The sequence below is a fragment of the Streptomyces sp. NPDC001848 genome (assembly GCF_042891915.1).
GTDB lineage: Bacteria > Actinomycetota > Actinomycetes > Streptomycetales > Streptomycetaceae > Streptomyces.
Genome location: NZ_JBIATP010000027.1, coordinates 383 through 13,430 on the forward strand (window position 1 = coordinate 383; position 13,048 = coordinate 13,430).

A 13,048-nucleotide genomic window follows, 5' to 3' on the forward strand; every position below is an offset into this window, starting at 1 on the left:
GGATCCGACAGGTCTGGGATCCGACAGGTCTGGGATCCGACAGGTCTGGGATCCGACAGGTCTGGGATCCGACAGGTCTGGGATCCGACAGGTCTGGGATCCGACAGGTCTGGGGCGCCTAGATCACGGCACTCCGCTCGGCCAAGTTGCGCAGCGCCTCGGGGATGCGCGGGTCCGAGAGCTGGATCAAGTCGCGGATGACCTCGCGGGCCAAGTGGTGGTCGTGGATCTGCTCGGGTGCCAGGGCCTCGGCCTCCATGAGTGCGGCTGTGGCCTCGCCGACGTGTCGCCGCTGCGCGTGTGCTCGCGCCACGTCAAGCAGGAAACGTGACTGCCGTTCGGGCGACAGACCCGATGCGTCAACATGCTGGGCCACTTCTAGGGCAAGCCCCGCGTCTCCCAACTCCACTGCCGTGCTTACGGCGTGGATCTCGACGTTGGTCGGCCCGAACTCCGTGTCGAAGTCATTGCGGTCCCCGCCCAACCGGGCTGCGATTCCGCGCGCTCGGTCGATGTGCTCGTGAGTCCGCCCTCGGTTGCCCTCCCTCGCGTTGATCACTGCGAGGACGAGGTTCATGGCGCCGAACAGCGACAGCTCTTCCGGCGGGCACGTCTGGGCTTTCGTCCTTGGACCCATGACGGCCACAGCAGATTGTGCTGCCTGCTCGGCCTGGTCCATGTGCTGCTGCCGCATGAAGGCGTGCGCCATGCGGAACAGACTCGCTACGACTTCCAACGGCTGCCCTGCAAGTTCGGCTGCCTGTAGTGCCCGGTCCGCTGCGACCCACGCCGCATCCGCCTGGTCTTGCCGGGTGAAGCTCGCCGCGGCTACCTGGTACGCCTTGGCGCGCAAGGCATGCAGCTCTGCGCGCTCGCCTGCTGGCGCGTTGCGCACTGCGGCCTCGATGCTCGGGAGCAGCTTGGTGAGATGATCGCTCAGCGCCGCGTAGCTCGACGCGTGTACGAGAGTCCACGCCTCGTCTACTTGCTGACGGAAGTCGGCAAGCGATGGAGTCGGTTCGGCTGGGGGCTGCTGGAAGAGGCTGCCCAGTGCAGGGTGACCGGTAAGGGCTACCCGCAGGCCATCGAGGTCGTTGCTCTTCGCCTGCTCCTCCGGCTCGGCTTCTTCCTCCGGGGCGGCGGCCTCTGGCCGTAGGTCGCGCACGGGCACGTTCAGCGCGTCGGCGAGAGCCTGAAGGACCGACAGTCGCTCAACGGGCTGTACGCCTCTTTCGACCTGTGAAACCCAGCTTTCGGAGCGTCCCATGGCGGCGGCGAGGTCGCTCTGTGACATGCCTGCGGCGCGGCGCAGCTCCTTCACCCTCTGGCCGACGGTCTTGGTGTCGGAAGCCGTCACTTCTCGGCTCCGGTGGGGTACTTGCCGGCATACGGCTGGAGGCGGTCAACCTCGGTCTTTTCTACGTACTTAGAGCGCTCGGCCAGGAAGTGACGCGTGTGGGGCTGACGCTCGTGCTCCTCGAAAGCAGCGCGATCGGCGTACAGCTCGAAGAAGATCCGCTCATTGGGTGCGCCCTCGACCTCATGGCACGCATAGACCAGCGTGCCGGGCTCATGTGCCTGGATCCCTGCGGCGGTCTCTCGGATCAGCGCGTCGAACGCCTCGCCTGCCCCCTCGCGCAGCGTGAAGCGAACAAAAAGCCCATAGTTGGCCATTTCTGCCTCCTTCTCGTCGCACTCAGTGTCGCAGACTCGGAGTTCTCCTACTAGTCGCAGTTTTTCTGTTGACTCGCAGTTTTTCTGCGAGTAGCTTCGTTGGTGTCGCACACAAGCCGCCCCGGACTGCGTGCCATCCGCCAAGATCACAACGCAGCCCGGGGCTCATCCCAAAAGGGAGACTCCATCATGCGTCAGATCCCCGTCGACACGAACGGCGCGACCCTGATGGTCGCTCAGCCCCCGCAGACGAAGATGCGTGACAAGCGCAACGGCGTGATCGCCACCGACCGGGAGACCGGTCACACGCTCGTGACCGTGGACGTGCTGTTCGTGATGAACGGCAATGCGGAGGTCATCACGGTGACCGTTGCTGAGCCGGACATTTCCGGTGAGCTGGTCATGGGGACCCCGGTCGCGATCACGGGCCTGGTGGCCGTGCCGTGGGAGAACGAGCTCAACGGCCAGAAGCGGCACGGCATCGCCTTCCGCGCGGTCGCCGTGACCTCGCTGGCCGCGGGTGCCTCGCAGCCGAAGGCGGCCTGATCATGACCTGGTTCATGGTCGCCCTGGTGCTGGTTGTCGCCGCTGCGGGTCTTCTGCGGTGGCGGCGCCCCGCCTGGTACTGGCTGGTCTTCGGGGTCACCCTCGCGGCCCTGCGGGTCCTGGTTCGCTACGGCTCCGTGATGGATGCCTGCGGCCTGACGGTTCCACCGTCGCGCTGGCGGCTGGCCTTAGCCCGGGCCACCAACCGGCCCGTCCCTGGTCCGCGTGCCCCGCGGATCCTGCGGATACGGCCGACGCGTACCGGCCTGGTCCTGCGCCTGAAGCTCCGGCCCGGTCAGGACGCCTTCGATGTCGCCGCCTCGTGTGACCGGCTGCGGCACTCGTTCGCGATGTACGGCGTCACCTCCCGTGAGCTGCGCTCGGGCGTGGTCGAGGTGCGGATGACCGGATACGACGTGCTCAAGCGGGTGCAGATGCCCGCCAAGACCGACACCCGGCCGATGCGAGTCCCGGTCGCCCTGCGGGAGGACGGCTCGATCCACTACCGCGACTACCGCGCCGTCCCGCACGCGCTCACTCTCGGCGCCACCGAGTCCGGCAAGAGCGTGTACCAGCGCAACCTGGTGGCCGCGCTCGCCCCGCAGAACGTCGCCCTGGTCGGGATCGACTGCAAGCAGGGAGTTGAACTGTTCCCGCTGGCCCGCCGGTTCTCCGCGCTCGCCGACAACCCCGACACCGCCGCCGAACTCCTGGAAGCGCTCGTTGCGCACATGGAGGGCGTCTACCAGCTCATCCGCGCCGAACAGCGGATCACCGCTGACGTGCCGGATGCCGAGATCGCCGCCGACATCTGGAGCCTGCCTGACCACCTGCGGCCCGTGCCGATCGTGGTCCTGGTCGATGAGGTCGCTGAACTCGCCCTGTTCGCCACCAAGGAGGAAGAGAGGCGCCGGGACCGGATCATCACCGCGCTTGCCCGGCTCGCCCAACTCGGCCGCGCTGCCGGGATCTACTTGGAGATCTGCGGGCAGCGCTTCGGCTCCGAACTCGGCAAGGGCATCACCATGCTCCGCGCCCAGCTCACCGGCCGGACCGCCCACCGCGTCAATGACGAAACCAGCGCCAACATGGCCTTCGGCGACATCGCCCCTGACGCCGTGCTCGCCGCGATCCAGATCCCCACTGACATGCCCGGCGTGGCCATCGCCGGTGACTCCACCGGCGGCTGGGCTCGCATCCGCGCCCCGCACACCTCGCTGCGGCAGGCCGTGAACACCTGCAACCGGCACGCCGACCTCACCCCGGACCTGCCCGCCCTGGCCCCGTTCCGGCCCGCCCTCGGCATCCCGGCACCCGCGGATGCCCCGGCCGTCGAGTCCATCCCGGCCACTGCCTGACCTCTCCCGCTCCACGGTCGGCGCGACCGCTTCGCGCCAGGTCCCTACCCGAGCCATGCCCGAAGAAGGAGATCACCCGCCATGTGCCCCGACTGCGAGGACTTCGCCCGCACTGTGGTGATGCTCGGCCAACTCGCCCTCTACGCCGACATGATCGGCGCGGACCAGGACTTCATCGACGCAGTGGGCCCGTGCCTGGCGGCGTCGCTGCCGGAGCCCCCGCCCGGCATTTTCCCGCCCGGCTACGACCCCAACGACGGCCCCGAGTACCCCGACGAGGGGTGGTGACCGTGGCCACCGCGAAACGGCCCGCCGCCCGCCGCAAGACGGCTGCGCCGAAGCCTGAGCCGGTGAAGTGCCCGGACTGCGACGGCAACGGCGAGATCACCGAAGCCGTCCGGGTCGGCGCCCGCAAGAGCCGGATCACCGGCGATCACCAGACCGGCCTGTGCCTGACCTGCTGGGGCACCGGCGAAGCCCCCACCGACTGAATGCCCGCCAGGGGTGGGGCGGCCGGACACCGATCCCCGCCCCGCCCCTGGCCCCAACCCCGCTGGAAGGAGGACCCCGTGATGCGTCCCGCCCTGCGCCCGGATGCCGTGCTCGTACAGGCCGTGATCGCCGGAGCCCTGTCCTTCGCCCACCTTCACGACCTTGCCTCCGCGGCCGGGCAGTCCGGCTGGAAGGCGTGGGCCTACCCGATCTCGGTGGACCTGCTCCTGGTCGCTGCCTGGCGACGGCTCCGCGCCGATGGACCGTCCCGGCTGGCCTGGTGCTGGTTCCTCGTAGCCCTGGTCGCCTCGCTCGGCGCCAATGTCGCCACCGCCGGATTCCTCGACCTGGCCAACCCGCCCGCGCTGCTCCGCCTCGGCGTCGCCGGGTGGCCCGCCCTCGCCTTCCTCGGCGGCACCCTCCTCGCCCACTCGCCGACACCGGCCGGGGACCGGGTGCCGGTTCCGCCGGCACCCGCAGCCCCGGCATCCGACCCCGAGCACGAACCGGCTCCGGCAGAGCCTGAGGCCGTCTCGGCGGTCGACGACACCCCGGCTCTGCCCGTCGCGGACCCGGACCCGGCGCCTGCTCCTGCCCTGTCGGTCCCGGCCGCGCTGGTCGACCACGCCCGCAAGGTCGCCGCCGACCACGAAGCCCGCACCGGCGCCCGCATCGACACCGACACCCTGCGCGCCCGCCTCGGCGTCCCGCCCCACCTCGCCGACGCAATCGCCGCCCAACTCGCCTGAGACGAAGGGAGACCCCTAATGCCCGCCCGCGACTTCTTCCACTCCGTGATGCAGATCGGCCCCGTGCAGATCGGCACCCACCGCGACCGCCACGGCCACACCAAGCACGCCGCGGTGTGCACCGCCGACGGCTGCGGCTGGTCCGCCGACTACACCAGCCAGTCCGCCGCCCAGCTCGCCGCCCGCACGCACCGCTGCAAGGTCCGCTGAGGGAGGCACCCGTGCAGGTTCCGCTCTGGCTCGCCCTGCTCGTCGTCGGCTACCTCGGCGTCAAGCTCATCCGCCCGCCCTGGTGGCTCATCGCCGTCCTGCTGCTCGGCGGCTACCTCCTCGCCGACAGCGTCCTTGCCCCCGCCATCAACGCCTTCGTCAAGTAGCCACCCAAGAGGGGAGAACCGCCATGCTCCGCCCGAAGATCCCGACCATGCCCACACCTACCGGGCACGTCACCCCGCCCGCTGTCATCGAGCCGACCACCGTCATTTCGTCGGCCCCGACCCCGCCACCCGCGCCCGTGGCTCCGGTCCCGTCCCGGCCGGTGGTCCAGCTCACCCCTGGCGCCCTGGTCGCCCTCGTCGGCGGCGGTACCGCCGTGGTCCTGGTCGTCGGCGCCGTCCTGGTCTCCATGCTCCTGGCGGTCGCCATCACCGCCGCCTCGGTCGCCGTGTGCGCCGTCGTTCTGCGCTCCCTGATCGCCTCCGAGGCCAAGCGACGCTGACCGGCCCCCGGGCGGCTCCGATACCGCCAAGCATCCGCCGCCCGGGCGCCGTCCCTGTCCGATCCAAGAAACCGGAAGGAACCTCCATCATGACCGGCACCAACCCGGCCACCACCACAACCGCCCGGATCTGCCCGAACTGCGACGGCTTCCCCACCGTCGCCATCACCCTCGGCGGCCGTGACCCCCGCGGCCACCTCCGCACGATCACTGTGGACTGCCCGGCCTGCCACGGCACCGGCACCGCGCCCGCCCCCACCGTCCAGCTCGTCGGGGGCCGCGCATGACCAACCTCGCGACCTTCGCGGGCCTGGACCCGATCACCCTGGGGGATCTCCTGAGGGTGGCCGGGTCTCCGGGCTTCGACCGCTGGCAAGACCAGATCCGCCGCACCGGCGGCTGCTCCGACCCGATCCACCTGCGCGGCTGGGTCGTGCACAAGGACAAGACGACCGGCGAGACCCTGCACCGCTACAGCACGGAGAACGAGCCGGGTGGACGCCTCCGCGTCGCCTGCGGCAACCGGCGGGCCTCCCGCTGCCCGGCCTGCGCCTGGACCTACGCCGGAGACACCTACCACCTGATCCGCGCTGGGCTCGCCGGAGACGAGGACAAGGACATCCCGGCCACTGTCCGCGACCACCCCCGCGTCTTCGCCACCCTCACCGCCCCGTCCTTCGGCCCGGTCCACAACCGGCCCGACCGCGGCGCCTGCCGCTGCGGCACCCAGCACACCCCGGACGATCCCGCCCTCGGCACGGCCCTCGACCCAGCGACGTACGACTACGCGGGCGCGGTGCTGTTCAACAACCACGCCGGGGAGCTGTGGATGCGCTTCGTCAACCGGCTCCGCCGCGAGATCGCTGCCCGCGCTGGCCTCACCCAGCGGGAACTGGCCGACGCCTGCCGCGTCTCGTACGGCAAGGTCGCCGAGTTCCAGAAGCGCGGCGCCATCCACTTCCACGCCGTGATCCGGCTCGACGGCCCGGAGGGTCCCGACTCCCCGCCGCCGTCCTGGGCCAATACCGACCTGCTCACCGACGCCATCCGCGCTGCCGCCAAGCACCCGTACAGCAGCGTCAGCGTTCCCGCCGCCGGGGACCAACCCGCCCGCACCTTCCAGTGGGGCCGACAGCTCGACGTCCGGCCCGTGAAGGCGTTCGGCGACGGCTCCGCCATTACCGAACAGGCCGTAGCCTCCTACGTCGCCAAGTACGCCACGAAGGCCGCTGAGAACACGGGCACCGTGGATCGCCGCATCGGCGAACTTGCCGAACTCGACCGCCACGGCGTCCCCGACCACGCCCGCCGCCTGATCACCGCCTGCCGGGATCTGGATGAGCTGTACCCGGACCGTCGCCTGTGGGCCTGGGCTCACATGCTCGGCTTCCGCGGCCACTTCTCCTCGAAGTCCCGCCGCTACTCGACCACGCTCGGCGCGCTCCGCCAGGCCCGTGCCGACTACCGCGCCGCCCAGGAACACACCGCCCTCGGCCTGGAGGACCGTGAGCCGGAAACCGTCCTCGTCCTCACCGACTGGCAGTACGCCGGACACGGCCACACCCCCGGCGAATCCGTCCTCGCCGTCACCATCGCCCGAGACCTCCAGCTCAACCGCCAAACCGCCCGTGAAGAACTGGCCGCATCAGGAGGACCCGACCATGCGTGAACGCTTGCGGCGGGTGCCGGGCTCGGACTGCCCGGTGTGCCACGAACTTCCCTGCGCTGACTGTGCCGCTTGCTGGGCCGCCTTCGCGGCCAACGAGTGGACAGCCTGCTTGGAGTGCGGCGGCTCCGGGCGTCATTCGACCGAGCCGCGTTTCCCGTGCCCGGCCTGCGGTGGCTCCACGCTGGTGCCGGCCCGGCTCGTTTTGATCTTGCTCGGACTCGATTGCAAGGAGGAGAAATGACCGTAGCCGCAGCCACACTTGCCCCGACCGCTGATCCGACCCTTCTCCTTCTCACGGTCGAGGAGGCTGCCCGCCGACTGGGCATCGGCCGTACTACGTGCTTTGCCCTCATCGCCTCGGGCGAACTGGAATCGGTCAAGGTCGGCAGTCTGCGGCGCATACCCGCGGATGCCCTCGTTGCGTACGTCGGTCGTCTGCGTGGTGCTGCCGCCTCTTCAACGGGGGATGCGTGATGGCGAAGCGGAGCCGGGAACCGAACGGGGCGGCCTCGATCTACAAGGGTGCCGATGGCCGGTGGCACGGCCGGGTAACCGTTGGCATACGTCCGGACGGCAAACCGGACCGGCGGCATGTGGGCCGCAAGACCAAGGCTGAAGTCGTCAAAGCCGTTCGGGAGATCGAGCGGAAGCGCGATGCGGGAAACCTTCCCAAGCCGGGCCAGACCTGGACTCTAGGGAGCTGGCTGGAGCACTGGGTCCACGAGATCGCAAAGAAGTACGTCTCCGAGAACACGTACGCCGGTTATGAGGTGGACGTACGCGTGCACCTCGTCCCGGGTCTCGGTGCACACCGGCTCGACCGGCTGGAACCCGAGCACCTGGAGGCGTTCTACGCCAAGATGCAACGCGACGGCAGCAAAGCCGGGACGGCGCATCACGTGCACCGAACCGTGCGGGTCGCGCTCGCCGAGGCTAGGCGCCGTGGGCACGTCTCCCGGAACGTCGCCGAGATCGCCCGGGCTCCTCGGATCGAAGAGGAGGACGTGGAGCCGTACACCATCGAGGAGGTGCAAAGCCTGCTCCTGGAGGCGTCCAAGCTCCGCAACAGCGCGCGGTGGGTCGTCGCCCTCGCCCTCGGTCTCCGGCAAGGGGAAGCACTCGGGCTTCAGTGGGAGGACGTCGACCTCGATGCGGGGTACCTCCGTATCCGGCGAAACCGACTGAGGCCCAGGTACCAGCACGGCTGCGGGGAAGAGCCTTGTGGCAGAAAGCCGGGCTACTGCCCCAAGCGCGAGCAGATCCGGCGCGAGCACAAGAGCACGAAGTCACGCTCCGGCCGCCGAACCATCGGCCTGCCTGACCCGCTGATCAAGCTGCTCCGCAAGCATCAGGAGGAACAGAACCGGGAGCGCGCTGAGGCCGGAGCGGATTGGGAGGACAAGGGGTACGTCTTCGCTTCGCCGACTGGCGGGCCACTGAGCCCTAACACCGACTACCACGTGTGGAAGCGGCTGCTTCGCGACGCGGGCGTGAGGGACGGGCGCCTGCATGACGCTCGCCACACGGCGGCCACGGTCCTCCTTCTGCTCGGCGTCCCCGATGTGATCGTGGACGCGATCATGGGCTGGGAGCCGGGAGGTGCCGCGCGGATGCGGGCTCGCTACATGCACGTGACCGGGCCCATGCTCCGGAAGGTCGCGGACCAGGTCGGCGAGAAGCTGTGGGGCTTACCGGGGCCGAACTGAGACCAAAAATGAGACCACGACACGACGAAGGCCCCGACCTGATCGGTCGGGGCCTTCGTTTGCCCTGCTGGGCGAGTGCGGAGGATACGAGATTCGAACTCGTGAGGGGTTGCCCCCAACACGCTTTCCAAGCGTGCGCCCTAGGCCTCTAGGCGAATCCTCCGCCGGAAACATTACATGACGCCGGGGAGTGCTAGCGAACTCGTTCGGGGCCCCGGCGATCGGGTAGGCTGGGGCTCAGCCCCTCACGCGGCGCTATCTGACTGAACTCCCCCAGGGCCGGAAGGCAGCAAGGGTAGGTTGGCTCTGGCGGGTGCGTGGGGGGTCTTTCGCGTCCGGGGACGGGTGCCGGGGGCGAGTGTCGAGGGGCCGTGGCCGGGCTGTGCTCGGGCCGGGCGCTTTGTCAGTGGGCGCCTATAACCTCGTAAGCGTGTCGTCTCTCGCGCTGTACCGCCGCTATCGCCCGGAGTCCTTCGCCGAGGTCATCGGGCAAGAGCATGTCACCGACCCGCTGCAGCAGGCGCTGCGGAACAACCGGGTCAATCACGCATACCTGTTCAGCGGGCCGCGCGGATGTGGCAAGACGACCAGCGCGCGGATCCTGGCCCGGTGCCTGAACTGTGAGCAAGGTCCCACGCCGACGCCGTGCGGGGAGTGCCAGTCCTGCCGGGACCTGGCCAGGAACGGGCCGGGGTCGATCGACGTCATCGAGATCGACGCCGCGTCGCACGGTGGTGTGGACGACGCCCGTGACCTGCGGGAGAAGGCCTTCTTCGGACCCGCGAGCAGCCGGTACAAGATCTACATCATCGACGAGGCCCACATGGTCACGTCGGCCGGCTTCAACGCGCTGCTCAAGGTCGTCGAGGAGCCGCCCGAGCACCTCAAGTTCATCTTCGCGACCACCGAGCCGGAGAAGGTCATCGGGACCATCCGGTCGCGTACGCACCACTATCCGTTCCGGCTCGTGCCGCCGGGCACCCTGCGGGACTACCTGGCAGAGGTCTGCGAGAAGGAGAAGATCCCCGTCGAGGACGGGGTCCTGCCACTGGTCGTGCGTGCCGGTGCCGGGTCCGTGCGTGACTCCATGTCCGTCATGGACCAGCTGCTCGCGGGCGCGGGGCCCGACGGTGTGACGTACGCCATGGCCACCTCGCTGCTCGGGTACACGGACGGCTCGCTCCTCGACTCCGTCGTCGAGGCCTTCGCGACCGGCGACGGGGCCGCCGCCTTCGAGGTCGTCGACCGCGTGATCGAGGGGGGCAACGACCCCCGCCGGTTCGTCGCCGACCTGCTGGAGCGGCTGCGGGACCTCGTCATCCTCGCCGCCGTGCCCGACGCCACGGAGAAGGGGCTCATCGACGCCCCGGCCGACGTGCTGGAGCGGATGCAGGCCCAGGCCGGTGTCTTCGGCCCGGCGGAGCTGAGCCGCGCCGCCGACATCGTCAACGAGGGGCTCACCGAGATGCGCGGGGCCACCTCCCCCCGGCTGCAGCTCGAGCTGATCTGCGCACGGGTGCTGCTGCCCGCCGCGTACGGGGACGAGCGGTCCGTGATGGCCCGCCTGGACCGTCTGGAGCGAGGCGTCAACTTCTCCGGCGGCGGTGCTGGTCCCGCCATGGGGTACGTGCCCGGGCCCGAGGCGCACGGCGGGGCGGGGGTTGCCCCTCCGGTGCCGCCGGGCGGTGGTCCGGCCGCGGCTCGGGCGGCGGTTCGGGCCCAGGGCACGGGCCCGGGCGCGGGCAGTGCGCCGGGCCCGGGTGCGTACGACGGTGCGGCGGCGGCCGCTGGGGCGCAACCGACACCAGCGGCACCAGCGGCACAAGCGCCACCACCGGCCCAGCCCGCAGCGCCCGCGGAGGTGCCGGCTGCTCCCGCTCCGGCCCAGCCACGGCCCCCCGCCGCCCCTGCTCCCGCCGCTCCCGGCGCCTGGCCCACCGCTGCCGCCGCGGGCAGCGGCCGTCGGCCCGGCGGGTGGCCCACGGCGGCGCCCGCGGGGGGAGCGCAGCCCCCGGCCGCGCCCACGCGACCCGCGGCGCCCGCGGCCACGCCGGCACCGGCCGCCTCCGCTCCCACACCGGCCGGCGCACCGGCGCCGGGCGGGCTGGATCCCCGCGCGCTGTGGCCGAACATCCTGGAGGCGGTGAAGAACCGCCGCCGCTTCACCTGGATCCTGCTCAGCCAGAACGCGCAGGTCACGGGCTTCGACGGAACAACGCTGCAGCTCGGCTTCGTGAACGCGGGTGCCCGGGACAACTTCCTCAGCAGCGGCAGTGAGGACGTCCTGCGGCAGGCGCTGGGCGAGCAGTTCAACGTGCAGTGGAAGATCGAGGCGATCGTCGACCCCTCGGGCGGTTCGGCACCGCCGGCCGGCTCGGGCTCCGGCTTCGGCGGCGGTTTCCCGCCCGGCGGGGGCGGTGGCTCCGGCTCGGGCGCCCCGGCCGCGCCGCGTCCCGCACCCCAGCAGCCTGCTCCGGCCGCACGCCCGGCCGCCCCGGCGGCGCCCGCGACCCCGGCCCCGGCACCCGCGGCAGCACCCGCCCCCGCACCGGCCGCGCCCCCCGCGCCGGAGCGTCATGTGGTCGCCCCCGAGGACGACATGCCGGAGGACGACGACCCCGACCTCGACGAGTCGGCCCTGTCCGGCCATGAACTGATCGTCAGAGAGCTCGGGGCCACGGTCGTCGAGGAGTTCTCGAACGAGTAGGAGGAAACCACAAACCCCCACCCGCCCCCTGCTCGGCGGCCCCCACAAGGTCATCCGCCCGCGCCCGTTAGGCTGACCCCGTGAAGGTCCTCGTCATCGGTAACGGCGCCCGCGAACATGCCCTGTGCCGTTCCCTCTCCCTCGACCCCGACGTCACCGAGCTGCACTGCGCCCCCGGCAACGCGGGCATCGCCGAGGTGGCCCGGCTGCACCACGTCGACGCTCTCGACGGACAGGCCGTGGCCGCGCTGGCCGGCGAGCTCGGCGTCGGGCTGGTCGTCGTGGGCCCGGAGGCGCCGCTCGTCGCGGGGGTCGCCGACGCCGTGCGCGAGGCCGGGATCCCCGTCTTCGGTCCCTCCAAGGAAGCCGCGCAGCTGGAAGGCTCCAAGGCCTTCGCCAAGGACGTGATGGCGGCCGCGGGCGTCCCCACCGCACGGTCGTACGTGTGCACGAACGCCGAGGAGGTCGAGGAGGCGCTCGACGCCTTCGGTGCCCCCTACGTCGTGAAGGACGACGGTCTCGCCGCAGGCAAGGGCGTCGTCGTCACCGCCGACCTCGAGGCCGCCAAGGCGCACGCGGCCGCCTGCGACCGCGTCGTCATCGAGGAGTTCCTCGACGGCCCCGAGGTGTCCCTGTTCGCCGTCACGGACGGCGAGACGGTCGTCCCGCTCCAGCCCGCCCAGGACTTCAAGCGCGCCCTGGACGGCGACGAGGGGCCGAACACCGGCGGCATGGGCGCGTACTCGCCGCTGCCGTGGGCCGACCCGAAGCTGGTCGAGGAGGTGCTGCAGACGGTTCTGCAGCCGACCGTCGACGAGATGCGCCGCCGCGGCACGCCGTTCTCCGGGCTGCTCTACGCGGGGCTCGCCATCACCTCGCGCGGCATTCGGGTCATCGAGTTCAACGCCCGCTTCGGCGACCCGGAGACCCAGGTCGTCCTCGCCCGGCTGAAGACCCCGCTCGCCGGTGTGCTGCTGGCTGCCGCGAACGGCACCCTCGCCGACCTCCCGCCGCTGCGCTGGAGCGACGACGCGGCCGTCACCGTGGTCGTGGCCTCCCACAACTACCCGGGCACCCCGCGCACCGGCGACCCGATCACCGGGCTCGACGAGGTGGCGGTCCAGGACGCCCCGCACGCCTACGTCCTGCACGCCGGCACCCGGCGCGAGGGCGACGCGGTCGTGAGCGCGGGCGGTCGGGTGCTGTCCGTCACGGCGACCGGCGCGGACCTCGCCGAGGCGCGTCGCCGGGCGTACGCGGCGGTGGGCCGCATCGGCCTCGAGGGCTCCCAGCACCGCACGGACATCGCGGCGAAGGCCGCCGGCGTCGGCGTCTGACCTCGACTCGTCGACGCCGTGGCGTTTCGGCTTCGGCGTGCGTGCCGATGAACCCCGCGGGCCCCGCATCCGTCTCAGGATGCGGGGCCCGT

16 protein-coding genes, 1 tRNA gene and 1 other RNA gene are annotated in these 13,048 nt (G+C 71.1%); 15 read left to right on the forward strand and 3 right to left on the reverse strand.

What is annotated here, in order from left to right; translation table 11 throughout:
- Nucleotides 1–118 precede the first annotated feature (118 nt).
- Together ACFYZJ_RS36475 and ACFYZJ_RS36480 are read right to left on the reverse strand one after the other, a co-directional pair.
- Complete coding sequence (locus ACFYZJ_RS36475) at nt 119–1,357, reverse strand: helix-turn-helix domain-containing protein (protein WP_388575904.1); 1,239 nt, start codon at nt 1,355–1,357, stop codon at nt 119–121.
- Nucleotides 1,354–1,674 carry a putative quinol monooxygenase gene (locus ACFYZJ_RS36480; protein ID WP_388575906.1) on the reverse strand — a complete coding sequence of 107 codons (321 nt, stop codon included), beginning with the start codon at nt 1,672–1,674 and terminating at the stop codon, nt 1,354–1,356. Before ACFYZJ_RS36480 ends, ACFYZJ_RS36475 begins: the two co-directional genes overlap by 4 nt.
- Before the next feature lie 189 nt (nt 1,675–1,863).
- Between ACFYZJ_RS36480 and ACFYZJ_RS36485 the strand changes: the two genes are divergently transcribed.
- The 12 genes from ACFYZJ_RS36485 to ACFYZJ_RS36540 all read left to right on the forward strand — a co-directional run bounded on the left by ACFYZJ_RS36485 (nt 1,864) and on the right by ACFYZJ_RS36540 (nt 8,912).
- Complete coding sequence (locus tag ACFYZJ_RS36485; RefSeq protein WP_388575908.1) at nt 1,864–2,220, forward strand: hypothetical protein; 357 nt, start codon at nt 1,864–1,866, stop codon at nt 2,218–2,220.
- Nucleotides 2,221–2,222: 2 nt separating this feature from the next.
- Complete coding sequence (locus ACFYZJ_RS36490; protein WP_388575911.1) at nt 2,223–3,578, forward strand: FtsK/SpoIIIE domain-containing protein; 1,356 nt, start codon at nt 2,223–2,225, stop codon at nt 3,576–3,578.
- A gap of 81 nt (nt 3,579–3,659) precedes the next feature.
- Nucleotides 3,660–3,866 (forward strand): hypothetical protein, encoded by a 207-nt coding sequence (locus tag ACFYZJ_RS36495; protein ID WP_388575914.1) that lies wholly within the window; start codon nt 3,660–3,662, stop codon nt 3,864–3,866.
- Between the two features lie 2 nt (nt 3,867–3,868).
- A complete protein-coding gene (locus ACFYZJ_RS36500) occupies nt 3,869–4,069 on the forward strand; it encodes a hypothetical protein (RefSeq protein WP_388575915.1) in 201 nt (66 codons plus the stop codon).
- A gap of 81 nt (nt 4,070–4,150) precedes the next feature.
- Entirely contained in the window at nt 4,151–4,819 is a 669-nt protein-coding gene (locus ACFYZJ_RS36505; RefSeq protein ID WP_388576088.1) for a DUF2637 domain-containing protein, read from the forward strand.
- An 18-nt stretch (nt 4,820–4,837) separates the two neighbouring features.
- Nucleotides 4,838–5,029, forward strand: a complete 192-nt coding sequence (locus ACFYZJ_RS36510) for a mobile element transfer protein (RefSeq protein WP_384607102.1) — start codon at nt 4,838–4,840, stop codon at nt 5,027–5,029.
- 11 nt (nt 5,030–5,040) lie between these two features.
- On the forward strand, nt 5,041–5,196 hold the full coding sequence (locus ACFYZJ_RS36515) for a hypothetical protein (protein ID WP_388575918.1): 156 nt from the start codon (nt 5,041–5,043) through the stop codon (nt 5,194–5,196).
- A gap of 23 nt (nt 5,197–5,219) precedes the next feature.
- Nucleotides 5,220–5,537, forward strand: coding sequence for a SpdD-like protein (locus ACFYZJ_RS36520; RefSeq protein ID WP_388575921.1), 318 nt, complete (start codon nt 5,220–5,222; stop codon nt 5,535–5,537).
- An 89-nt stretch (nt 5,538–5,626) separates the two neighbouring features.
- Complete coding sequence (locus ACFYZJ_RS36525) at nt 5,627–5,824, forward strand: hypothetical protein (protein ID WP_388575924.1); 198 nt, start codon at nt 5,627–5,629, stop codon at nt 5,822–5,824.
- Nucleotides 5,821–7,206 (forward strand): replication initiator protein RepSA, encoded by a 1,386-nt coding sequence (gene repSA, locus ACFYZJ_RS36530; RefSeq protein ID WP_388575927.1) that lies wholly within the window; start codon nt 5,821–5,823, stop codon nt 7,204–7,206. Before ACFYZJ_RS36525 ends, repSA begins: the two co-directional genes overlap by 4 nt.
- A 237-nt stretch (nt 7,207–7,443) precedes the next feature.
- Nucleotides 7,444–7,680: a helix-turn-helix domain-containing protein gene (locus ACFYZJ_RS36535; protein ID WP_384607120.1), complete on the forward strand. Its 237-nt coding sequence runs from the start codon at nt 7,444–7,446 to the stop codon at nt 7,678–7,680.
- Nucleotides 7,680–8,912, forward strand: a complete 1,233-nt coding sequence (locus ACFYZJ_RS36540; RefSeq protein WP_388575930.1) for a tyrosine-type recombinase/integrase — start codon at nt 7,680–7,682, stop codon at nt 8,910–8,912. Before ACFYZJ_RS36535 ends, ACFYZJ_RS36540 begins: the two co-directional genes overlap by 1 nt.
- Before the next feature lie 78 nt (nt 8,913–8,990).
- Here the strand turns inward: ACFYZJ_RS36540 and ACFYZJ_RS36545 are convergent.
- A tRNA-Ser gene (locus tag ACFYZJ_RS36545) sits at nt 8,991–9,075 on the reverse strand.
- A gap of 76 nt (nt 9,076–9,151) precedes the next feature.
- On the opposite strand from ACFYZJ_RS36545, the gene ffs reads away from it, so the two are divergent.
- The 3 genes from ffs to purD all read left to right on the forward strand — a co-directional run bounded on the left by ffs (nt 9,152) and on the right by purD (nt 12,956).
- Nucleotides 9,152–9,242: signal recognition particle sRNA small type (gene ffs, locus ACFYZJ_RS36550), an RNA gene on the forward strand.
- 100 nt (nt 9,243–9,342) lie between these two features.
- Entirely contained in the window at nt 9,343–11,619 is a 2,277-nt protein-coding gene (locus ACFYZJ_RS36555; RefSeq protein WP_388575933.1) for a DNA polymerase III subunit gamma and tau, read from the forward strand.
- Nucleotides 11,620–11,699: 80 nt separating this feature from the next.
- Entirely contained in the window at nt 11,700–12,956 is a 1,257-nt protein-coding gene (gene purD / locus ACFYZJ_RS36560) for a phosphoribosylamine--glycine ligase (protein WP_388575936.1), read from the forward strand.
- Nucleotides 12,957–13,048 lie beyond the last annotated feature (92 nt).

What these genes read in the sequence shown, in the direction of transcription:
- ACFYZJ_RS36490 (WP_388575911.1), top strand. Translation starts at nt 2,223, where the DNA reads ATGACCTGGTTCATGGTCGCCCTGGTGCTGGTTGTCGCCGCTGCGGGT.
- ACFYZJ_RS36510 (WP_384607102.1), top strand. Translation starts at nt 4,838, where the DNA reads ATGCCCGCCCGCGACTTCTTCCACTCCGTGATGCAGATCGGCCCCGTG.
- ACFYZJ_RS36540 (WP_388575930.1), top strand. Translation starts at nt 7,680, where the DNA reads ATGGCGAAGCGGAGCCGGGAACCGAACGGGGCGGCCTCGATCTACAAG.
- ACFYZJ_RS36525 (WP_388575924.1), top strand. Translation starts at nt 5,627, where the DNA reads ATGACCGGCACCAACCCGGCCACCACCACAACCGCCCGGATCTGCCCG.
- repSA (WP_388575927.1), top strand. Translation starts at nt 5,821, where the DNA reads ATGACCAACCTCGCGACCTTCGCGGGCCTGGACCCGATCACCCTGGGG.
- ACFYZJ_RS36485 (WP_388575908.1), top strand. Translation starts at nt 1,864, where the DNA reads ATGCGTCAGATCCCCGTCGACACGAACGGCGCGACCCTGATGGTCGCT.
- ACFYZJ_RS36535 (WP_384607120.1), top strand. Translation starts at nt 7,444, where the DNA reads ATGACCGTAGCCGCAGCCACACTTGCCCCGACCGCTGATCCGACCCTT.
- ACFYZJ_RS36520 (WP_388575921.1), top strand. Translation starts at nt 5,220, where the DNA reads ATGCTCCGCCCGAAGATCCCGACCATGCCCACACCTACCGGGCACGTC.
- ACFYZJ_RS36480 (WP_388575906.1), bottom strand. Translation starts at nt 1,674, where the DNA reads ATGGCCAACTATGGGCTTTTTGTTCGCTTCACGCTGCGCGAGGGGGCA.
- ACFYZJ_RS36495 (WP_388575914.1), top strand. Translation starts at nt 3,660, where the DNA reads ATGTGCCCCGACTGCGAGGACTTCGCCCGCACTGTGGTGATGCTCGGC.
- ACFYZJ_RS36505 (WP_388576088.1), top strand. Translation starts at nt 4,151, where the DNA reads ATGCGTCCCGCCCTGCGCCCGGATGCCGTGCTCGTACAGGCCGTGATC.